At 64.5% G+C, this 21,384-nt stretch carries 18 protein-coding genes; 7 read left to right on the top strand and 11 right to left on the bottom strand.

All coding sequences use genetic code 11. The features are described 5' to 3' along the window. Positions 1–177: 177 nt before the first annotated feature. A complete protein-coding gene (locus tag AC0L30_RS15500) occupies positions 178–1,449 on the bottom strand; it encodes a hypothetical protein (RefSeq protein WP_473404651.1) in 1,272 nt (423 codons plus the stop codon). Between the two features lie 61 nt (positions 1,450–1,510). Between AC0L30_RS15500 and AC0L30_RS15495 the strand changes: the two genes are divergently transcribed. The 3 genes from AC0L30_RS15495 (at position 1,511) to AC0L30_RS15485 (ending at position 4,811) form a co-directional block, all read left to right on the top strand. Then, positions 1,511–2,230: a hypothetical protein gene (locus tag AC0L30_RS15495; RefSeq protein WP_473404650.1), complete on the top strand. Its 720-nt coding sequence runs from the start codon at positions 1,511–1,513 to the stop codon at positions 2,228–2,230. 222 nt (positions 2,231–2,452) lie between these two features. Then, positions 2,453–3,736, top strand: coding sequence for a phosphoribosylamine--glycine ligase (gene purD, locus AC0L30_RS15490; protein ID WP_473404649.1), 1,284 nt, complete (start codon positions 2,453–2,455; stop codon positions 3,734–3,736). Positions 3,737–3,905: 169 nt separating this feature from the next. After that, complete coding sequence (locus AC0L30_RS15485) at positions 3,906–4,811, top strand: alpha/beta fold hydrolase (RefSeq protein ID WP_473404648.1); 906 nt, start codon at positions 3,906–3,908, stop codon at positions 4,809–4,811. On the opposite strand, the gene AC0L30_RS15480 is transcribed toward AC0L30_RS15485, so the two are convergent. After that, positions 4,808–5,266 (bottom strand): nucleoside deaminase, encoded by a 459-nt coding sequence (locus tag AC0L30_RS15480; protein WP_007596901.1) that lies wholly within the window; start codon positions 5,264–5,266, stop codon positions 4,808–4,810. The two genes, AC0L30_RS15485 and AC0L30_RS15480, sit on opposite strands and share 4 nt — an antisense overlap. Before the next feature lie 118 nt (positions 5,267–5,384). Here AC0L30_RS15480 and AC0L30_RS15475 point away from each other — a divergent pair, with 118 nt between their 5' ends. Continuing rightward, on the top strand, positions 5,385–7,496 hold the full coding sequence (locus AC0L30_RS15475; protein WP_473404647.1) for a pseudouridine synthase: 2,112 nt from the start codon (positions 5,385–5,387) through the stop codon (positions 7,494–7,496). A gap of 2 nt (positions 7,497–7,498) precedes the next feature. Next, the gene (gene rsmD, locus AC0L30_RS15470) at positions 7,499–8,053 is read left to right on the top strand and encodes a 16S rRNA (guanine(966)-N(2))-methyltransferase RsmD (protein WP_007596898.1); all 555 of its coding nucleotides are present in this window, start codon (positions 7,499–7,501) and stop codon (positions 8,051–8,053) included. 7 nt (positions 8,054–8,060) lie between these two features. Here the strand turns inward: rsmD and mutL are convergent, their stop codons facing one another. Further along, positions 8,061–9,872 carry a DNA mismatch repair endonuclease MutL gene (gene mutL, locus AC0L30_RS15465; protein WP_473404646.1) on the bottom strand — a complete coding sequence of 604 codons (1,812 nt, stop codon included), beginning with the start codon at positions 9,870–9,872 and terminating at the stop codon, positions 8,061–8,063. 378 nt (positions 9,873–10,250) lie between these two features. Between mutL and AC0L30_RS15460 the strand changes: the two genes are divergently transcribed. Further along, entirely contained in the window at positions 10,251–10,559 is a 309-nt protein-coding gene (locus AC0L30_RS15460) for a hypothetical protein (RefSeq protein WP_007596894.1), read from the top strand. Between the two features lie 62 nt (positions 10,560–10,621). Here AC0L30_RS15460 and arfB read toward each other — a convergent pair whose 3' ends face one another. The 7 genes from arfB to AC0L30_RS15425 all read right to left on the bottom strand — a co-directional run bounded on the left by arfB (position 10,622) and on the right by AC0L30_RS15425 (position 19,774). Further along, positions 10,622–11,038 (bottom strand): alternative ribosome rescue aminoacyl-tRNA hydrolase ArfB, encoded by a 417-nt coding sequence (gene arfB, locus AC0L30_RS15455; protein ID WP_007596892.1) that lies wholly within the window; start codon positions 11,036–11,038, stop codon positions 10,622–10,624. A 113-nt stretch (positions 11,039–11,151) separates the two neighbouring features. Beyond that, positions 11,152–12,519, bottom strand: a complete 1,368-nt coding sequence (locus AC0L30_RS15450) for a M16 family metallopeptidase (protein ID WP_007596890.1) — start codon at positions 12,517–12,519, stop codon at positions 11,152–11,154. Next, the gene (locus AC0L30_RS15445) at positions 12,516–13,910 is read right to left on the bottom strand and encodes a M16 family metallopeptidase (RefSeq protein ID WP_473367161.1); all 1,395 of its coding nucleotides are present in this window, start codon (positions 13,908–13,910) and stop codon (positions 12,516–12,518) included. Before AC0L30_RS15445 ends, AC0L30_RS15450 begins: the two co-directional genes overlap by 4 nt. 199 nt (positions 13,911–14,109) lie before the next feature. Further along, positions 14,110–14,835: a hypothetical protein gene (locus AC0L30_RS15440; protein WP_473404645.1), complete on the bottom strand. Its 726-nt coding sequence runs from the start codon at positions 14,833–14,835 to the stop codon at positions 14,110–14,112. Between the two features lie 97 nt (positions 14,836–14,932). Continuing rightward, complete coding sequence (lspA, locus tag AC0L30_RS15435) at positions 14,933–15,427, bottom strand: signal peptidase II (RefSeq protein WP_354168566.1); 495 nt, start codon at positions 15,425–15,427, stop codon at positions 14,933–14,935. A 164-nt stretch (positions 15,428–15,591) separates the two neighbouring features. Then, positions 15,592–18,600 (bottom strand): isoleucine--tRNA ligase, encoded by a 3,009-nt coding sequence (gene ileS, locus AC0L30_RS15430; protein WP_473404644.1) that lies wholly within the window; start codon positions 18,598–18,600, stop codon positions 15,592–15,594. A gap of 202 nt (positions 18,601–18,802) precedes the next feature. Continuing rightward, entirely contained in the window at positions 18,803–19,774 is a 972-nt protein-coding gene (locus AC0L30_RS15425) for a bifunctional riboflavin kinase/FAD synthetase (RefSeq protein ID WP_473404643.1), read from the bottom strand. A gap of 231 nt (positions 19,775–20,005) precedes the next feature. Here AC0L30_RS15425 and AC0L30_RS15420 point away from each other — a divergent pair, with 231 nt between their 5' ends. Next, a complete protein-coding gene (locus tag AC0L30_RS15420; protein ID WP_007596883.1) occupies positions 20,006–20,401 on the top strand; it encodes a response regulator in 396 nt (131 codons plus the stop codon). 120 nt (positions 20,402–20,521) lie between these two features. Here the strand turns inward: AC0L30_RS15420 and AC0L30_RS15415 are convergent, their stop codons facing one another. Then, complete coding sequence (locus AC0L30_RS15415) at positions 20,522–21,376, bottom strand: TIGR01459 family HAD-type hydrolase (RefSeq protein ID WP_007596875.1); 855 nt, start codon at positions 21,374–21,376, stop codon at positions 20,522–20,524. Positions 21,377–21,384 lie beyond the last annotated feature (8 nt).

Below are 21,384 nucleotides of genomic sequence, written 5' to 3'. Positions count from 1 at the left end.
ACTAAAGGGTATCAACTGCGCTGGCTTTGGAATTAGTGCACTGTCATCGCAATACCGGCCAATGCAACGCATGTCGCTATACCGAGTAGCCATACAGCAATCTCTGTTGCAGCCTGACCCATCGTGCTCTCTCAGAACGATGTTATCGTCCCCTTTTTGTACTTCAGTTGACAAAACCTACCAGCGGCCGTGCAATCCCGGAGGCCGAGGGACACCAGTGTTGTCGTGAACGCGGGTGAAGAACTCTTTAAGGAAGGCATCCTGTGTCGCAGGAGCGAGGTCAGGCAATGTGGCGCGGTAGATGACGTCGTCCTCGTACATTTTCCCCATGTTGCCCACGATGCCACCATCAATCGTGAGCCTGCGGTTCTTCACGCCGACGATACCCGCCTCGACGGTGATGGCGGGTTTGACGTGGCTGTGCTGCTCCAAGTACTCACAATAGAGCGTGAGGCTGGTAATCATAGTGTCCTCGATTGTCCGCGCCGGCACCCAATTCTCATCCGTCCTCTCCCCTTGACGAATAACATCCCCGTTGATGCCCCAAATCTCTCCATTGCGGAAATACTGCGTCACGCTGTCGATGCTCATGAGGTGCAGGTTGAGCGAACTCATCGCGGCGCCGTAGGCGTTCTCCTGCATCAGGGCGCCGACCGGCACTCCAAACGTCCCATACCGCCCCATGGTGCCCATGATGGTCTGGACGGAGAGGGGTCGAACCAGCGGCGTCTTCGGAATCATCCTCAGATACAGAAAGGACCGGTGTGGGAACGTGAAGTTTATCGGCTGTCCGTTGGAGATAGGATTGTTGCGCTGGACGGCGAGGATTTCCCCGTTTGCAAAGAACAGCCCCTTCCCGATGAGGGGTTGAACCTCTGGGAAGACGGCCTCGACCTTATCCACCTTGAGGAAGCCGCTCAGCCGCTTGATGAACTCGGCACGCAGAACCTTAATCTGCTCCTCAATCTCGGGCTTCTGTGCAGCTTCGACCAGGCGGTACATCACAGGCCACTTCTTGTGCTTGATGTCGAACGGCAGGGAATCGGTGTTCCCGAAGGCGAGGTTCATGACTCCGATGACCGCGGAATCGCCAATCTTGCCTATGGCGTACCCCAGCTCAATGGCGACGTTGGGGTTCATCAGCGGCCGACCCGGCTTCTCCCCTTCATTGGTCTGTATCGGCGGTGCCGAGCCTACAGGGGTGACGTCGCAGACGACCACGGTAGATGCGGCAATCTTCTGCAGAATGGTGTCGCCGACGGACGGCGAACCGGTATTGCCCTCGGTATCGTGGTCGAGATGGAGATCGCGGCGCCGGGCTTCTTCATCCGGCTCGTCGATGTCCGGGGTTTCCTTCAGGTGCTCGATGGCCTGCTTTAGGGCTTCCCGTATTACAAAGCGCGAAATCTTGCCGGGATGATCTGACTGCCATGCCCAAAAAACCTTCATGATGTTTCTTCCTACCCGCTAAAGTAAGCACCATATTGTAATTCAACTATTTGGATTGAACATGATTGAGCCCGATTTAATCCCCGGCCGCGTGCTTTCCCGGCAATCAATTGCTGACCTGAACGCCCTCCTCGCCAGCCTCAACGCGAGGAAGGTGGAGCGCATTGCGGTGATGGAGCCGAACGGGTTCAGGCTTAGCGGGCTGATCAAGGTTTTCAACCAAGCCCACCTTCGCCGAAATTTGGTGCTCGCCGAGAGCGCCTATGGGCTCTTCTTCATCCAGAAGGGCTTGGTCTCATTGATGGCTGTACGGTCGATTTACGAGACCGTCGCGGCATACTTGGCCTTTGAGCGGGAATTCACCGCCATTATGGAGGGCGGCAGCCTGCAGGCGATATTTGAGTTCGTGAAGAAACGAACCCACACCACGAGGATTCCTAAGCTAATCAGTGAACACGGCGCCCAGGTCACCGCAACCAATATCCTAACGCATATCGCGAAGCTCGAAAAGCTTCGGCCGACGGTCAAGGAGGAATATGATTTCCTTTCCGACCACACCCACCCCAACGGCATGGGCACGGTCATCTATTTTCGCGTTGAGGAAGAGCCGGGCGAGGTCATCGTGTTTTCTGACAGCGGGCCAGATCCCGAAGCCGACCTGCAATGGATCCTCGTCGGCATCAAGCTGCTTGAGCATTTCGAGGCGGCGCTGAACAGGGTTGAAGCGCTGCTCCCTGCTCTAAGCACCCGCGGCGAGGCGGAGAAGCCCGCGAAGACCTAAAATACCAAAGGCCAAAGCTAAAAATTTGCAAGCCGACAGCCGGCGCCCCAACGTGCTGTTTGGGCAACGATCCATTCGACGCAAACGAGTATTACCCTTCGGTTGCACACAGCACGCGCTCAGTTCGGGCGCTTCGAAAGGTATGGACGGAGAACCCCCTTCACACCCGCCCCGATTCATGCGACTTCCGCCTCCAACAAAACCCCTCATTCTGAGCCTTCGATGCACATTCTCCTGCTTGGTTCCGGCGGCCGCGAACATGCCCTGGCGTGGAAGATCGCGGCCTCTCCCCTGGTGACCAAATTCTGGTGCGCGCCGGGCAATGCCGGGATCGCGCGCGAGGCGGAATGCGTGGCGCTCGACGTTGCCGACCATGCCGCCGTGATCGACTTCTGCAAGACGAATGCGGTCGAGCTCGTGGTGGTCGGCCCGGAGACGCCGCTGGCGGCCGGGATCGTCGATGACCTCACCGCCGCCGGCATCAAGGCGTTCGGGCCGGACAGGATCCCCGCCCAGCTCGAAAGCTCGAAGGGCTTTACCAAGGCGCTGTGCACCGAATTCGGCATTCCGACCGGCGCCTACAAGCGATTCACCAACGCCGCCGATGCGCGGGCTTACGTCCAGAGCCAGGGCGCGCCGATCGTGGTCAAGGCCGACGGTCTTGCCGCCGGCAAGGGCGTCGTCGTCGCCAAGTCGGTGCGCGAGGCGGAGGATGCCATCGCCATGATGTTCGAGGGCGGCTTTGGCGAGGCCGGCGCCGAGGTCGTGATCGAGGAGTTTCTGCCGGGCCGCGAGATCAGCTTCTTCGCGCTGTGCGACGGCGAGACCGCCATTCCGCTGGCGTCCGCGCAGGACCACAAGCGCGTGTTCGACCACGACGTCGGTCCGAACACCGGCGGGATGGGCGCCTATTCGCCGACGCCCCTGGTCACGCCGGCGGTCCATGACGCGATCATGGCCAAGATCATCCTGCCGACGGTCGCCGGCATGAAGCAGCGCGGCACGCCGTTTCGCGGCATCCTCTACGCCGGCATCATGCTGACGACGCAGGGCCCAAAGCTGTTCGAGTTCAACGTGCGCTTCGGCGATCCCGAGTGCCAGGTGCTGATGCTCAGGATGATGTCGGACATCGTGCCGGCCTTCCTCGCCGCCTGCGACGGCCAGCTGAAGAACTTTGACCTCCGCTGGCATCCGGAGGCCGCGCTCACGGTGGTGATGGCGGCGAAGGGCTATCCCGGCGACTATCAGAAAGGCACGCGGATCGAGGGGCTCGACGACGCCGCCAAGGTCGAGACCGCCGAGATCTTCCACGCCGGCACGGTCGAGAAGGACGGCGCCATCCTCGCCAATGGCGGCCGCGTGCTCAATGTCTGCGCGCTCGGCAAGACCGTGACGGAGGCGCAGGCGCGCGCCTATCAGGCCGTCGACCGCATCAAATGGCCGGAAGGTTTTTGCCGCCGCGACATCGGCTGGCAGGCGGTGGACGCCGAGAAGTCCAAGGGCTGACAGGCTTTTTTCGCACGCGTGCGCAATTTCCGCCCGCGCCGTCGGCACTCCGAAATTGTGTAGGCGGCTGTTGGACTTAGCTACTGTGCATGAAGTTGTTTTTCGACTTTTTTGTTTTGGGGCATTCTCAAGACCGAACAGCCCACGCTGACAGATAAGGATGCAGAAGATGTCCGATCTCGCCGACCTCTATCCCGGCTTCGCCTCCGAATGGATCAACACCTCCTTCGGCCGCATCTTCGCCCGCGTCGGCGGCAAGGGACCGCCGCTGTTGCTGCTGCACGGCTTCTCCGAGACCAACGTGATGTGGCACCGCGTCGCGCCGCACCTGAGCGACCGGTTCACGCTGATCATCGCCGATCTGCCCGGCTATGGCTGGTCCGACATGCCCGAGAGCGACGCGCTGCACATCCCCTACAGCAAGCGCGCGATGGCCAAGGCCATGGTCGAGGCGATGGAGCGCCTCGGCCACGTGCACTTCGCACTCGCCGGCCACGATCGCGGCGGCCGCGTCTCGTATCGGTTGGCGCTCGATCATCCCGGCCGGCTGTCGAAGCTCGCGGTGCTCGATATCCTGCCGACCTATAATTACTGGGAGCGGATGAACCGCGCCTACGCACTGAAGATCTATCACTGGACTTTTCTGGCGCAGCCCTATCCGTTGCCGGAGACGCTGGTCGCGAGCAACGGCGAGTTCTTCCTCCGCTTCAAGATGGCGAGCCAGACCAGGTCGAAGACGTTAGAGGCCATCGACGAGCGTGCGCTCGAACACTACATCGCCCCGTTCCGCGACCCCGCCCGCGTGCATGCGATGTGCGAGGATTATCGCGCCGGTGCCTATTTCGACTACGATCTCGACAAGGCCGATTTCGAGGCCGGCAAGAAGATCACGATTCCGATGCTGGCGCTGTGGGGCAACGCCGGCGTGGCGCAAGCCGCCGCCACCCCGCTCGACATCTGGAAGCAGTGGGCGACCAACGTGGATGGCATGCCGGTGGATTCGGGGCACTTTCTCACCGAGGAGAACCCGGATGTGACCGCCAAGGCGCTGCGCGAGTTCTTTGCCGCGCCTTAGCGCCGCTCCCGAAAGAAGTCCTTGAGCAGCCGCGCCGCCTCGCTTTCGCCGACCCCGGAATAGACATCCGGGACGTGATGGCAGGTCGGCGAGGTGAAGAACCGCACGCCTGATTCAACCGCTCCGCCCTTGGGGTCGGCGGCGCCGTAATACAGGCGCCTCACCCTTGCAAACGAGATCGCGCCCGCACACATGGTGCAGGGCTCCAGCGTCACGTAGAGGTCGCAGTCGACCAGGCGCTCGCTGCCGATTTTTTTGGCCGCCTCGCGCAGCGCAACGATCTCGGCATGCGCCGTGGGGTCGTAGTCGGTCAGCGTCCGGTTCGCCGCGGTGGCGATGACCTCGTAATTGCGGACCACGACGCATCCGATCGGAACTTCGCCCGCCTTTCCGGCGTTTTCGGCCGTTTTGAGCGCCAAATCCATGAAAGAGGGGGCTTTCAAGCCTCGTATCATCGCCAGAAACCTGCTAGTAGCTGCGCCTTCAGCAGAAGTGCTTACGATTTTGCCTGAGCATGCGGCTCGAGACGAGCGCGCACAATGCTTTCTGGCCACCCCCTGAGTGAGATTATTCATGCCTCGCGACAGCGACAAAGACAACGATTCCCGCGGCCGTCGTGATCGCGGCCCGGCCAAGGGCGGCCGTTCCGGCAAGGCGCGGGGCCCCGAGAAGAAGTTCGCCAAGCGCGGCTTCGAGGGCAAGGGCGACAGCCGCCCGCCCCGCGGCGACCGTGACAGCCGACCGGTCCGCCGCCGCGAGGAGGGCGATGCCCCGCGCCGCGACTTCAGCGACCGTCCGAAGTTCAATCGGGAAGACCGGCCGCGCGGCGAGGATCGTGGCGAGCGCAGCTTCAAGCCGCGTGGCGATCGGCCCTTCAAGCCGCGTGAAGACCGTCCGTTTTCGGATCGTCCGTCGCGCGACGGCGAGAAGCGCCCGTTCAAGCCCCGGGGCGACCGCCCATTTTCTGATCGCCCCTCGCGCGATGGCGAGAAGCGGTCGTTCAAGCCGCGCGGTGATCGCCCGTCCTATGGCCGTGATGACCGTCCGCCGCGCAGGGATCGCGACGATTCCCGTCCGGCCGGCCGAACCGGTGACACGAAGTTTGGCGACAAGCGACCTTACGCGCCGCGTGGCGACCGTCCGGAACGCAAGTTCGATGGCGAGCGAAAGTTTTCGCGCGGCGCACCGGACCGCAATCGCAGCGAGCGCAGCGATTCGAAACCCTGGCAGAAGCGCGATGCGGCCCCACGCGGCGACCGGCCGCCGCGCAAGGACTTCAGCAAGGGTCCGCGCAAGGATTTTGGCGGCAGCGACCGCGGTCAGGACAAGCCTTGGCAGAAGCGCGACGATCGGCAAGGCGGCGGCGACGACCGTCCGCGCTTTTCGCGTTCGCGCGACGATCGTCCATCGGGTGACCGTCCATTCCGCGAGCGGCCCAAATTCGATCGCCCCCGCGATGATCGTCCCAGGTTCGATCGCGGCGGCGATCGCCCGAAATTCGATCGTCCGCGCGAGCGCTCCGAGGGCCGCTCCGACTGGCACGAGCATCCCCGCAGCGAAGCTCGCACCGGCGATCGTCCACGCCGCGAAAACGAGGACGAGAGCAGGATCTTCGAGAAACGTCCCGCCTTCGGCGGTCGCGGCGCCTATCGCGAGCGCGATCGTGATTCCGAGCGGCGGCCGCGCCGCGAGGAAGAGGTCAAGCCGAAGAAAGCTGGCGAGCGTATCGCCAAGGTGCTGTCGCGTGCGGGCCTTGCCTCGCGCCGCGATGCCGAGGAGATGGTCACGCAGGGCCGCGTCAGCGTCAACGGTCGTGTCATCAACTCGCCGGCGCTCGACATCACCTCGAACGATGTCGTCACCGTGGATGGCAAGCCGTTGCCGGAGCGCGAGCGCACGCGGCTGTTCCTCTATCACAAGCCGCGCGGCCTGATGACGACCCATGACGATCCCGAGGGACGTCCGACCGTGTTCGACAATTTGCCCGAAGGTCTGCCGCGGCTGATCAGCGTCGGCCGGCTCGACTTCAACACCGAGGGCCTGCTGCTGCTCACCAATGATGGCGGGCTCGCGCGCACGCTCGAGCTGCCGGACACCGGCTGGCTGCGCCGCTACCGTGTCCGCGCCCATGGCGACGTCACGCAGGCGCAGCTCGACGAGCTGAAGAACGGCATCGAGATCGAGGGCGTCAAATACGGTCCGATCGACGCCACGCTGGAGCGTGACCAGGGCGCCAATGTCTGGCTGGTTTTCGCGATCCGCGAGGGCAAGAACCGCGAAGTGCGCAATGTCTGCGCCCATCTTGGACTCGAGGTGAACCGGCTGATCCGGGTCTCCTACGGCCCGTTCCAGCTCGGCGAGGTCCCCGAGGGCCAGGTCGAGGAGATCAAGTCCCGCGTGCTGCGCGACCAGCTCGGCGAAAAGATCATCGAGAAATCGGGTGCGCAGTTCGACGTGCCGCAGAAATCTGCCTCGCATGAGGGAGACGACGCGCCGCGCGAGAAGAAGCCCGCGAGCAAGCGCGGCGTGATCAACGACCGCAAGGGCCGCCGCGTCCTGGTGCAACGCACCGGCAGCGAGGAAGCGCGCGAGCGCAACGAGGCTGAGGCCAGCGGCTACGGCCCGCCGCGCCGTCCCAAGCGCGGCTATCACGGCAAGCGCGATCTGGCGCCGAAGGAGGACTGACGTTGCGCGTCGTCGGCGGTCGATTGAAGGGGCGCAATCTGGCCTCACCGTCCTCGCGCGACATCCGCCCCACGGCGGACCGCCTGCGTGAGTCCGTGTTCAACATCCTCGTGCACGCCTATGACGATCCGATTGCGGATGCGCGCGTGCTCGATCTCTTCGCCGGCACCGGCGCGCTGGGCATCGAGGCGTCGTCACGCGGCGCGAAATTCGTGCTGTTCGTCGACAACGGCGCGGAAGCGCGCGCCCTGCTGCGGAACAATGTCGAGACGCTGGGCTTGGGTGGCGTGACAAAAGTCTATCGCCGAGATGCGACCGATCTCGGCCCTGCGCATCCGGTCGAGCCGTTCTCGCTGGTGTTCCTCGATCCGCCCTATGGCAAGGGGTTTGCGGAGAAGGCGCTTGCGAGCCTGCGCGACGGCGGCTGGCTGACGCCGGGCGCGCTGCTCGTCGTGGAAGAGGCGAAGGCTGCGCAGTTCGTCACGCCGGAAGGCTTCGAGGAATTGGAGCGGCGCCCTTATGACGACACGGAATTCGTGTTTTTGAAGCGACCGTAATTTCGAATTACCTCCGTCCGAACAGCTTCTCCACGTCGCTCAACTTCAGCTCGACATAGGTCGGGCGGCCGTGATTGCACTGGCCGGAGTTCGGGGTGTCCTCCATCTCGCGGAGCAGGGCGTTCATCTCCTCCGGCCTGAGCCTTCGGCCGGCGCGCACCGAGCCGTGGCAGGCCATGGTGGCGGCGACGTGCATCAGACGGCGCTCCAGCGGCAGCGCCTCGTCCCACTCGGCCATATGCTCGGAAAGATCGCGCAACAGCCCGCCCGCATTGGTCTTGCCGAGCAGCGACGGCGTCTCGCGCACCGCAACGGCACCGGGGCCGAAGGATTCGATCGCGAGGCCGAACGACGCCAGCTCCTCGCTGCGCTCGAGCAGGCGCTCCACCGTGGCCTCGTCCATCTCGACGATCTCGGGGATCAGCAGGATCTGCCGCTGCACGCCGTTGGCAGCCAGCGAGGCTTTCAGCCGCTCGTAGACGATGCGTTCATGCGCGGCGTGCTGGTCGACGATGATGAGGCCATCGCGGGTCTGCGAGACGATATAGGTTTCGTGGATCTGCGTGCGCGCCGCGCCGAGCGGACGGTCGACCAGGTCGCCGGCGGGCTGCGTTTCGATCCGCACGTCCGCACTGGGCGCACCGACGTCGAACGCGGACTGTGCGCGCTCGGCGAAGGCGGGCACGGCGGAGCCATCGAATGACGGCATCGGCGCGACCGGGGCGGATGGCGACGCCCGCCAGTCCCAGCTTGCCGGGCGCGGCGTGAATGCGGGGCGGAACGACGACAGCGCGCTCTCGCCGCTGTTGGCGGCCGTACGCCGGCCCTCCCGTGCAAGCCCTTCCTTCAATCCGTGCACGATCAGCGCGCGGACGAGGCCGGCGTTGCGGAAGCGCACCTCGGTCTTGGCCGGATGCACGTTGGCGTCGACCTCGCGCGGATCGAGCGTGACGAACAGCGCCAGCACCGGATGACGATCGCGCGGCAGATAATCGGCATAGGCCCCGCGTACCGCCCCTAAGATCAGCTTGTCGCGCACCGGGCGGCCGTTGACGAAGAGATATTGCCCAAGCGCGTTGGCTTTGGTCAGCGCGGGCGCTGCGGCATAGCCGGCGACCGCCACGCCCTCGCGCTCGGCATGGACCTCGATGGCATGGCTGCGGAACTCTGCCCCCAGGATGTCGCCGAGACGCGTGAGGCGACCGGCGACGCCGGGCAGTGCGGCAGCCCAGGTCACCGGGGCGCGCTCTTCGCCCGCGAGCGTGAAGGCGATTTCGGGCCGCGCCATCGCGAGGCGCCGCACCACCTCACGGATCGCTTCCGCCTCGGTCCGGTCGGTCTTCAAGAACTTCAGCCGCGCCGGCGTGGCGTAGAAGAGGTCATTGACCTCGACCCGCGTGCCGTGCGCGAGCGCGGCCGGCATGATCTCGGACTTCTCGCCGCCCTCGACATTGAGCGCCCAGGCATGCGGCTCGCTGGCATGCCGCGTGGTGATGGAGAGCCGCGCCACAGAGCCGATCGAGGGCAGCGCCTCGCCGCGGAATCCGAGCGTGCGGATCTGCAGCAGGTCCTCGTCGTCGAGCTTGGAGGTGGCGTGACGCTCGACCGCCAGTGACAGGTCCCTGGCGGTCATGCCGCCGCCGTCGTCGGTGATGCCGATCCGGCGGCGCCCGCCGCCATCGGTAAAGACGTCGATCCGGCTGGCGCCGGCATCGATGGCGTTCTCGACCAATTCCTTGACCACGCTCGCGGGACGTTCGACCACCTCGCCGGCGGCGATGCGGTTGACGATCTGTTCTGGCAATTGGCGGACGGGCATGAGTTCGATTTCAGATTCGGGACGCTATTCTAGGCCGTGTTGCGTCAAAAGCATGTGGTGAGCAACAGGCGCGTGGCGCCCTGGGGAAAAGGGGGGCCTATCGCACTGAAGACATTGGACGATCGCGCCGGTCGCGGGGGCCGTCGTTGACGACCCCGCGAGCCCGAGCGTCGCGTTCGCGGTCCGCAACTTGTTCCGCACCGCCGCATATGAGGAGCACAATTCCGCGAAACCGCCGCGAAATCCCTCAACGATGACCACACGATCCGGATTGCATGGCGACTGCGCCGTTCGGCTCTCTGCGCGATGGGATGGTCCAGTCCAGGCGAACGGCGAAAACACCAACCGCTCATCGCGAACAAAATCCAGGAGAAATGGATGAAGGTAGTGAAGACCTCTGTAATCGCATGCGCTCTTTCCGCACTGCTGGTGGGACCGGTTCTCGCACAAGGCGTATCGTCGGACACCAAGTTGCGTGGCAGCGCGCAGGGCAAGACCATGCAGGGCGGTGCCTCGAGCGGCGATGAAGAGGATCTCGGCGCACAGCAGGGAGCCGCGGGTGAGAAGGTCGGCATGAAGTCGACCAAGGGTACGAAGGGCACGGTCGGCACCACCGGCAGCGCGACGCACAAGGGCACGGCTGACGATTCCGTGTCGGGCGGTGCTGCGACCGGCAAGCGCTACTGACGCAGCCAGCGAAACGGCAAACCTCCGGTCGCATTGCGGCCGGAGGTTTTTTCGTCAATCGGTCAATCCTCGAAATGCCCGCCGCGCTTCGACTTGATGTCGCTGCGGCGCTTCTTGCCCTCGAGCCGGCGCTGCTTGGACCCAAAGGTCGGCTTTGTCGCGCGCCGTGGCTTCGGCCGGATCATGGCTTCGCCGAGCATCTCCGTAAGGCGGTCGATGGCGTCCTGGCGGTTGCGCTCCTGGGTGCGGAAGCGTTGGGCCTGGATCACGATGACGCCGTCCTTGGTCATGCGCTGCCCTGCGAGCCGGGCCAGGCGCAACGCGGCATCCTCCGGCAGCGTCAGTTTGCGGGTGTCGAAGCGCAATTGCGCCGAGGTCGCGACCTTGTTGACGTTCTGCCCGCCGGGGCCGGAGGCGCGGACAAAGCCGATCTCGATGTCGTCCTCGTCGATGACGAGATCGCGGGATATCCGCAGCATGGTGGCACCATTCGTGATGCCCGGACATATCCCGGACGCCTAGGTTCGGCAATGGCGCCCGGAATGCAAATGGCCGGGCGAGCCCGGCCATTTCAGGAAGCGTATGGAAGACGTCAGTTCGACTTCGTCACCGGTGCGGCTGCCGGTTGCGCCGCCGCCTGCGGAGCGCGGCCGACGACGACGGTCAGGAGGCCCTGGCCCCAGAGGCGCTTTGCGGCCGCCTTGGCGTCATCCATGGTGACCGCATCGACGACGGCGTTGCGCTTCTCGATGTAGTCGATCGGCAGCTTGTCCTGCTGATATTGCAGCAGCGCCTGCGCGAGCTTCGAGGAGGTATCGAGCGCCAGCATCTGCGAGCCCTTGAGGTAGGACTTGGCCTCATCGAGCTCCTTCTGCGTCGGGCCTTCCTCGGCGATCCGACGCACTTCCTTGTCGATGGCGTCGATGGTGTCGCCTGCGCGGTCGGCGCGAGTGCCGGTATTGCCGATGAAGACCGCCGAATGCTCCATCCAGAGCAGCGATTCGAACACCGAATAGGCCAGCCCGCGCTTCTCGCGCACCTCGCGATAAAGCCGCGAGGACAACCCGCCGCCGCCGAGGATGTGGTTGACGACATAGGCCGCCATGAAGTTCGGATCGCTGCGCTTCACCCCGGGGCCGCCGAAGGTGATCACGGTCTGGGGAACGTCGAGCGTCACGAAGGCGCGTTGCGGCGGCTTGGCGGCCTCGACGTCGGGGACCGGCACGAGATTGGCCTTGGCGGGCAGGCTGCCAAACGTGTGGTCGAGCAGCTTACCGAGCGTATCGGGATCAACGTCGCCAACCACCGCGATCTTCAGCGTGTCCTTGGCGAGCACGCGGCCGACATAGTCCTTCATGTCGGCGATCGTGATGGTCGGAACGCTGTCGAGGTTGCCGTTGGACTGCCGGCCGTAGGGATGTTCGCCGAAGGCGACTTCCAGGAATTTGCGGCTCGCCAGCGAGGTCGGGTTGGTGGTCTCGCGGCGCAGGCCCGAGATTACCTGCGAGCGAATGCGTTCGACATCGGCGGTTTCGAAATGCGGCGAGGTCAGCGCGCTCCGCAGCAGGTCGAAGGCCTCGTCCTTGTTGTCGCGCAGCATGCGCAGGCTGCCGCGGAACGTGTCGCGGGTGGCGGAGAAGGAGAGCTCGATGGCGCGGCGGTCGAGCCGCTCATGGAAGGTCTTGGAATCGAGATCGCCGGAGCCTTCGTCGAGGAGATCGCCAACCAGATTGGCGACGCCCGACTTGTCCTTGGGATCCTGTGCCGAGCCGCCGGCAAAGGAATATTCCATGGCGATCAGCGGCACGGTCGCGTCCTGCACGAACCAGGCCTCGATGCCGCCCGGCGAGGTCAAATGCTGGATCTTTGCAGCCGCCTGCGACGGCGAGACGGTAGCGAGCGCGAGTGCCGCGCCGGTGGCAAAGGAGAACGCAACGCGTCGAAGGAAGGGATAGGTCACGAACGCTTCTCCTCGCGTTTGGTGGTCGCGGTGTCCTTGATCAGATAGCCTGTCACTGAGCGCTTCTTCTCGAGCCATTTCTGCGCGACGGTGCGGACCTGCTCGGCGGTGACCGCGCGGATGCGATCTGGCCAGCTCCGGATGTCCTCGATCGACAGGCCCGTGGTCAGTGCGCCGCCATACCAGCGTGCCAGCACCGCCTGGTTGTCCTGGGCGTAGATCGCCTCGGCGATGAGCTGGGTCTTGACCCGCTCGAGATCCTCGGCACGGATCGGATTCTGCGCGATGTCGGCAATGACGCCGTCGACCACCTGCTCGATCTCGGCGAAGCTGACGCCGGATTTGGGCGAAGCCGAGATCGCGAACTGGGTCGGGTCGAGCGAGATGCTCGAATAACTGGCGCTGGCGGAGACCGCGAGCGGCTTGTCGACCACGAGCGCACGGTAGAGATAGGAATTGTTGCCGCTGCCCATTAGCTGCGCCAGCACGTCGAGGGCCGCGCTTTCGCCGGCCGCAGCCGTGGTCGCCGAGGGCACCAGGTAATAGCGCCGCAAGCCGGGTTGCTCGACGCGCGGATCCGCCAGGGTCACGGTGCGCGGCGCCGCGGGCGCCGGCTCCTGCGGGCGGACACGGCGGGCCGGGATCGCGGGTTGGGCCGGGATGGACCCGAAATTGCGCTCCACCAGCGGGCGGATGTCGGCGGCCTCGACGTCGCCGGCGATCACCAGGATCGCGTTGTTCGGCGCATAGAAGCGGCGGTAGAAGGCGAGCGCATCCTCGCGATCGAGCTTCTCGATCTCCTGGTGCCAGCCGATCACCGGCCGGCCGTAGGGATGGTTGAGATAGAGCGCGGCCATGATCTGCTCGTTCAGCCGCGCGTCCGGATTGTTGGCGACGCGCATGTTGTATTCTTCGAGCACCACGTCGCGCTCGGGCAGCACGTTCTCGTCCTTGAGGATCAGGCCGGTCATGCGGTCGGCCTCGAACTCCATCATGGTCGGCAGCTGCTCTTTCGGCACGCGCTGGTAGTAGTTCGTGTAGTCGACCGAGGTCGAGGCGTTCTCGTTGCCCCCGACGCGGAGCACGGTCTGGGAGAATTCGCCGACCGGATGCTTCGATGTGCCCTTGAACATCAGGTGCTCGAGGAAGTGCGCGAGCCCGGACTTGCCCGGCGTCTCGTCCGCCGAGCCGACCTTGTACCAGATCATTTCCGTGACGACGGGCGTGCGGTGGTCGGGAATCACCACGACCTGCATGCCGTTTCCAAGCGTGAAGCTGGCGGGCGGAGCCGATGTCACCGTGGTCTGCGCAAGAGATGCGCCGGCCGTGAGGACACTCGTCGAAAGCAGCGCGGCAAGGAGGCGGGCAGCCGATCGGTAAGAGGACATCATGATCCTTATGAAAGGCCGAGCCCGGATGTCCGGCTCGGAGGCACGGCATGGTACACCGTGCGGCAAACGCTTCGCGTCACGAAGCAGAGAACTCAACTCGGGCGCAAGTTACTGATAAGCAATTAAAGACCGCGTCCGGCGCGCACGAGCCGTCGGCGCGGGACCGCGTCTGTCGGGATATCGCAAAGTGACAGGAGCGTTATTGTTCCTTGTCCTTCCCGGACATGATGTCGAAATAGGTCCGCCTCGTCTTGTCCTCTCCGGCGCCATAGGCGTAGCTCGGCGACGGCGTCTGGTAGCCCGGCGGCGGCTCGACCAGCGACTGGCGCGGCGGCTCGGTCGTGAATTGCTTGGCCTCGCCCTTGTTGTTCGACATCATGCCCCATAGACCGCCGGTGAAACCGAGCTGAGCGGGGCTGAGCGACGGGTTACCGTTGGTGCCCGGCTGGATGGGGTCGTTGCTCGTGCGCTCGGGTGCAGCTGTTCTGCCGACCTCCATCTCGGCGGGCGACAACGTCCGGCCTGCCTGCCAATTCTCCGTCGCCTTGACGGCCTTTTTCCGCTGGGCGATGGCCTCCTTGCGGCGCTTTTCGTCCGGGTCCTTCGGCCAGTTCGGCGCGTTCTTGGCTTCGGTGCCGGCGGGCGGCGGCAGGTCGAGCTTGGGCGGTACCACCAGCGGCGACCGCTCACGGTACTCAATACCCTTCTTCTCCATGCTCTTGGCGCCGATGCCCGACATCAGATTGTCGATGAGCTTCTCTTCGAAGGTCATATCGTCATCGTCCTCGCCGTCGTCACCGGCGCGGGCAGCGCCAGCCGACATGACGAGACCGATGCCGAGTGCGACAGCGGACAATTTCAACGCCCGCCAGAACCCCTGCCGGGGGTCTCCAACCATCGAATTGCTGGTCTTCGAGCTGCGCATCACTGTACCTGTTCCAAATTGTGGCAGTTTGCCGCTCTCGCGCGGCATAATCCCTCGCAAAAACAAGGTTCCGCCTGCCGGTCCGTATCGGCCGGGATCAGGGCGCTTTTGCGGCGGGTACCCCCAGGAAGGAATCATACAATAGCGCCGCCACGCCAGCAACGATGGCCACGTCCGCGAGGTTGAACACGTACCAGTTATAGGTATTTCCGCCGATCTCGACGTGGAACAGGGCGAAATCGACCACCGCGCCATAGGCGAGGCGATCGATCCCATTGCCGATGGCGCCGCCGATGATCAGGCCGAGCGCGATGGTTGCCAGCAGGGTGTGCGAGCGGGCCATCCAGATCGCCAGCGCAACCACGGCGAGGACCTTCACGGCCATCAGCGCCAGTTGCGCAGCCTGGCCGTCGTTCTGGAGCCAGCCGAAGCTGATGCCGATGTTCCAGGCCAGCACCAGGTCGAAGAACGGCGTCACCTCGACCGCGCCGCGACGGGCGAGGTCGAACACGTTCAGGAGCCAGAGCTTTGAGGCCTGATCGGCCACCAGCGTGAGCAGGGCCGCGAGGATGCCGGCGCGGAGCGGGGTCATGCAGGGGAGATCTCTATATCCACTACAAACACCGCCGTCGTCCCGGCGAAGGCCGGGACCCATATTCCGAGGCGGAAGTTGTTTGAGGGACTCGTGGTCATCAGCCTTCGCTGCAATCGGCGGTCGTGGTTATGGGTCCGGGCCTCCGCCGGGACGACACGAAGTTAGACACTCACCCCCAGCGCCTTCCATTCGCGCAGCGCCTTGGCGTCGCGCGGGGTGACGTCGGGGTATTCGGGGTCTTCACCCACCGTCGGCGAAATCTTCCAGGAACGGGCGCATTTGGTGCCGACCGCCTTCTCCACCACGACAGCGATGCCGGGAACGGCATCGAGACGGAATGCGGAAGGCGGCGCCTCGTCCTCGCGCACCTCGTAGTTCGAGGTGATGCAGATCTCGGCGAGGTCGGTGTCGAACAGCGTCGCAAGCATGTCGCGGTCGGCGACATAGATCACCGGCGAGGCCTCCAGCGACGAGCCGATGTTCTTGGCGGCGCGTTCGAGCTCCAGCGCACCGGTGACGACGCGGCGGACGTTGCGGATCGCTTCCCACTTCGCGGCGAGCTTGTCGTCGCGCAGGCTTTCGAGGTCGTCGGGAAACTGCGTCAGGTGCACCGAGGGCTCGGCGCCGGGCCTGTACATGCGCCAGGCTTCCTCCGCGGTGAAGCTGAGGATCGGCGCCAGCCATTTCAGGATCGAGCTGCACAACAGATCGATCGTGGTCAGCGCCGCCTTGCGCGTCGGCGAGGAGGGCGGATCGCAATACAGCGTGTCCTTGCGGATGTCGAAATAGAACGCGGAGAGCTCACTGTTCAGGAATGCGGACAAGGTTGCGACCACCGTCTTGTAGTCGAACTCCTGATAGGCCTTGCGGACGACGGCAGCACGGACCGCGAGCTCGTGCAGCATCAGCCGTTCGAGCTCAGGCATGTCGGCGGGTGCGACTGCGTCGGCGGGCTTGTAGTGATCCAGCGTTCCCAGCATCCAGCGCACGGTGTTGCGCAGCTTGCGATAGGTCTCGATGGTGTTCTTCAGGATCTCCGGGCCGATGCGCTGGTCGTCGGCATAGTCAGTGGCGCAGACCCACAGGCGCAGGATATCCGCGCCCGAATCCTTGATCACCTTCTGTGGCTCGACGGTGTTGCCGATCGACTTCGACATCTTGCGGCCGTTCTCGTCGAGCGTGAAGCCGTGGGTGAGCACGATGTCATAGGGCGCGCGGCCGCGCGTGCCGGCGCTCTCCAGCAGCGAGGAATGAAACCAGCCCCGATGCTGGTCGCTGCCTTCCAGATACATCACGGTGTCGTCGCCGCCATCGACCTTGCGGACGATGTTGCCGAGCTGCGGGAAGTTCTGGCGGTCCTCGAGCACGAAGGCGTGCGTCGAGCCGGAATCGAACCAGACGTCGCAGATGTCGTCGATCTTCTTCCAGTCTTCGCTCGCGCGCGATCCAAGGAAGCGCTCGCGGGCGCCTTCCATGTACCAGGCGTCGGCGCCTTCCTCCATGAAGGCCTCGGCGATGCGCTGGTTGACGATCTCGTCCTGCAGGATCTCGGCCGAGCCGTCGCTCTTCTCGCGCACGAACACGGCGATCGGAACGCCCCAGGCGCGCTGGCGCGAGATCACCCAGTCCGGACGGTTGGCGATCATACCGTTGATGCGGTTCTCACCCGACGGCGGCACCCATTGCGTGACCGAGATCGCATGCAGCGCGCGGGCCCGCAGTGTATCGCCCTTCTTGGCATGGCCATCTTCGCTGATGTCCTTGTCCATCGCGATGAACCATTGCGGCGTGTTGCGGAAAATGACCGGCTTCTTCGAGCGCCAGGAATGCGGATATTGGTGCTTGAGGCGGCCGCGCGCGAGCAGCTTGCCGGCCTCGATCAACGCCTTGATCACGGCCTCATTGGCATCGCCCTTCTCGCCCTTGTCGTTGAGCACGCGCTTGCCGGTGAAGCCGGGGGCCTGCGCGGTATAGGCGCCGTTCTCGTCGACAGTGTAGGGGATCGCGGTCGAGATGCCGCGTTCATCGAGCTCGCGGGTATTGGCCATCCAGACGTCGAAGTCCTCGCGGCCGTGGCTCGGCGCGGTGTGCACGAAGCCGGTGCCGGTATCGTCGGTGACATGCTCGCCGGCGAGCAGCGGCACGATAAACGCGTAACCGCCATCGAGGCCGCGCAAGGGATGAGCGCACTCCACGGCGTCCAGCGTATCGCCGGGAATGTCGCGCAGCTTCTCATAGGCGGTGACGCGCGCCTGCTTGAACACCTCTGCGGCAAGCGCATCGGCCAGGATCAGGAGATCGCCGGTCTTCGCCCAATTGTCCGCGGCCGCATCCGTCACCTTGTAGAGGCCGTAGGCGATCTTCGGTGAGAACGAGATCGCGCGGTTGCCGGGCAGTGTCCAGGGCGTGGTGGTCCAGATCACGACCGAAGCATTGGCGAGCGCACCATGTGCCGGGGACGTGACGGGAAACTTCACCCACACCATGTCGGAGGTGTAGTCCTCGTACTCGACCTCGGCCTCGGCGAGCGCGGTCTTCTCGACCACGCTCCACATCACCGGCTTGGAGCCGCGATACAGCGTGCCGTTGGCGGCGAACTTCATCAGCTCGCGCGCGATCTGCGCTTCGGCCGGATAGCTCATCGTCTGGTAGGGATGATCCCAGTCGCCGATGATGCCGAGCCGCTTGAACTCCTCGCGCTGCACGTTGATCCAGTGTGTCGCATAGGCGCGGCACTCTTTACGGAACGCCACCATCGCGGCGGAGTCGCGGAAGTCGGGCTTCTGCTTGCCCTTGGAACGGTAGTTCTCTTCCTCGATCTTCCATTCGATCGGCAGGCCGTGGCAGTCCCAGCCAGGCACATAGTTGGAGTCGAAGCCGAGCATCTGCTGGCTCTTGGTCACGACGTCCTTGAGGATCTTGTTCAGCGCGTGCCCGATATGGATGTTGCCATTGGCGTAGGGCGGGCCGTCATGCAGCACGAATTTGGCGCGGCCCTGGGCTTGCTGGCGCAGTCTGTCGTAGAGGCCGATGTCGTTCCAGTATTTCAGCAGCTCCGGCTCGCGCTGCGGCAGGCCGGCGCGCATCGGGAATTCGGTCTGCGGCAGGAACAGGGTTCTCGAATAGTCTTTGGCTTCGGATTTTTGGGACTTTTGTGGCTTGTCGGACATGAGGCTGACTGGCTCGGAAGGGCGCGGGAACGGATGGCGATGCGGAATCGCGGGTGAAACGACAACATCCCGGTCTTGCGCCGAGCCGAAGGCTCAGGCGGAAGCCGGGCCGCTAATCCCTATGATGCGCCGCGCAAACATGGGCTCTCCATAGCAGGGGGCTAAGGGAAGCGCAAAAGGTTCGGGGGGCCGGTTTCCGGCCTCAATCGATGATGCCAAGCCGCGGAAACGCGTCCGGGGCGGCGGCGAGCATGGCGCGGGCGCGGGCGGAATCGTCGTCCATCTGGCGGATCAGGGCATCCAGGCCGTCGAATTTCAGCTCCTCGCGGATGAAGCCGATAAAGGCGCAGTCGAGCGTCTGTCCGTAAAGATCGCCCTTGAAGTCGAACAGGAAGATTTCCAGCAGCGGCGCGCCGTTATCGAAGGTCGGGCGGCGGCCGAAGCTTGCCACCCCGTCCAGCCGCTCCGCGCCGCGGCCGACCCGCACCGCATAGATGCCGTGCTTGAGGCCGCAATTGGCATCGAGGCGGATATTGGCGGTGGGATAACCGAGGTCGCGGCCGCGCTTCTCGCCGTGGATGACCTCGCCGGTGATGAACCAGGGCGCGCCGAGCATGGCCGTGGCCTCGTCGATCTGGCCTTCTGCGAGCGCGATCCGGATCGCGCTGGACGAGACCGGCCGCTCGTCGATGTCGACATGCGGCTGCACGTCGACCTCGATGCCGAGCCGGGGCGCCTCGCTGACGAGGAGGCTCGGCGAGCCGACGCGACCCTTGCCGAAGTGGAAGTCGTAGCCGACGGCGATTCCGCCGATGCCCAGGCGCCCGATCAGGTCATGGTGAATGAAGTCTTGCGCGCTGGTCCCGGCGCGGGACTTGTCGAAGGTCATGACCACGGCGCCGTCAAGTCCGGTGCCGGCCAGAAGCCGCAGCTTGGCACGCTCGTCCGTCAGGCGGAATTGCGGGGTGTTGGGGCTGAAAAACCGCCGCGGATGCGGCTCGAAGGTCAATGCCAGCGCAGGGCGGCCATGGATCCTGGCCATTTCCAGGGCTGCGGCGATCACGGCGCGATGGCCGAGATGAACGCCGTCGAAATTGCCCATGGCGACCACGGCCCCCCTTGCAATGGCGGAGTCCGGCGTGGTGTCGCGGATAACGGTAAAATGCGGAGCCATCAGGGGAATTCTCGAACCGGCGGGGCCGGCCGGGACCGTGGCGCGACGGGCCGGATGAAGTCAAGCGGGAGGGGGGCGGCCGCATCGAAGGTGATTTCAGTCCACCGGGGGCGTTCCCAGTTAACGCGCTGTTTAACGCCTTGGTGCTAGTCCTTGGAGCGTGGAACCGCGGGGCTCCGGCCCGGCAGGTCCGATCGTAATATTTCCTGGGTTTGCGTTGGGGGAGTCGAGATGGCGGTTGATTTGTCGATGTCGGTTCTGGTGGTTGACGACTACAGCACCATGATCCGTATCATCAGGAACCTCCTGAAGCAGCTTGGCTTCGAGAATATCGATGATGCAAGCGACGGTTCGGCAGCGCTGAACAAGATGCGTGGCAAGAAGTACGGTCTCGTGATTTCCGACTGGAACATGGAGCCGATGACGGGTTACGACCTGCTGCGCGAAGTGCGCGCGGATCCGAACCTCGCCACCACGCCCTTCATCATGATCACGGCCGAATCAAAGACCGAGAACGTGATCGCGGCCAAGAAGGCCGGCGTGAACAACTACATCGTCAAGCCGTTCAACGCGGCGACGCTGAAGACCAAGATCGAGGCGGTCTTCCCGGACATGGCGAGCGCGTAAGGCGCGCTCGAAGCCATCGGTTGAATTCGGAAGGCCCGGGCGGTTGTCCTGGGCTTTCTGCGTCTGGTTCGTCGTTCTGGAATCGATGCCCGATATCAAGCCGGAATGACGATCAACTCGCTACCACTTCAGTTCGCGCATCAGCGCCTTTGGCGGATGGCCGAACAATTCCAGCACCGAAGCCGGGTCGAGCTGGTCGAGACCCTCGAACTCCTCGGCATGGATGCCGCGGGTCACGAATAGGCAATCGATGCCGAACTCGCGCGCGCCGGTGAGGTCGGTCCGGACGGAATCGCCGATCGCGAGCACCTTTTTGCGGTCGATCTGGTGGCCCTGGCGTTCGCCGGCGAGCGCCATCGCGCGCTCGTAGATCGGCCGGTGCGGCTTGCCGTAGAAGATCACCTCGCCGCCGAGCTCGCGATAGAGCTCCGCGATCGCGCCGGCGCAATAGATCAGGCGGTCGCCGCGTTCCACCACGATGTCGGGGTTGGCACAAACCAGCGTCAGCTTGCGCTCGCGCGCCTTCAGCATCATGCCGCGATAGTCTTCCGCCGTCTCGGTCTCGTCGTCATAGAGACCGGTGCAGACGATGTAGTCTGCCTCCTCCAGCGGCGCGGTCACCGCATCGAGGCCGCGATAGATCGAGTTGTCGCGCTCGGGGCCGAGCCAGAACATCTTGCGGCCGGGATGGTCGGCGACATAGAGCCGCGTCAGGTCGCCTGACGACACGATCGCGTCGTAGGTCTCGTCGGCGACGCCGAGCTTGCGCAATTGACGCTGCACGGAGTCGGCCGGGCGCGGCGCGTTGGTGATCAGGATGACCGTACCGCCGCGGCTGCGATAGGTGTGCAGCGCGTCGCAGGCTTCGGGGAAGGATTCGAGGCCGTTATGGACCACGCCCCAGATGTCGCTGAGCACGACGTCCACGCCCGCCACGAGTTCACGCAGGCTTTCAGCGAAATGCAGCGTGGTCATGATGCGTG

This window comes from Bradyrhizobium sp. MI1.11 (assembly GCF_055811255.1).
Note: the sequence above shows the minus strand (reverse complement) of the source record. Positions and strands in the feature narration are given on the sequence as shown.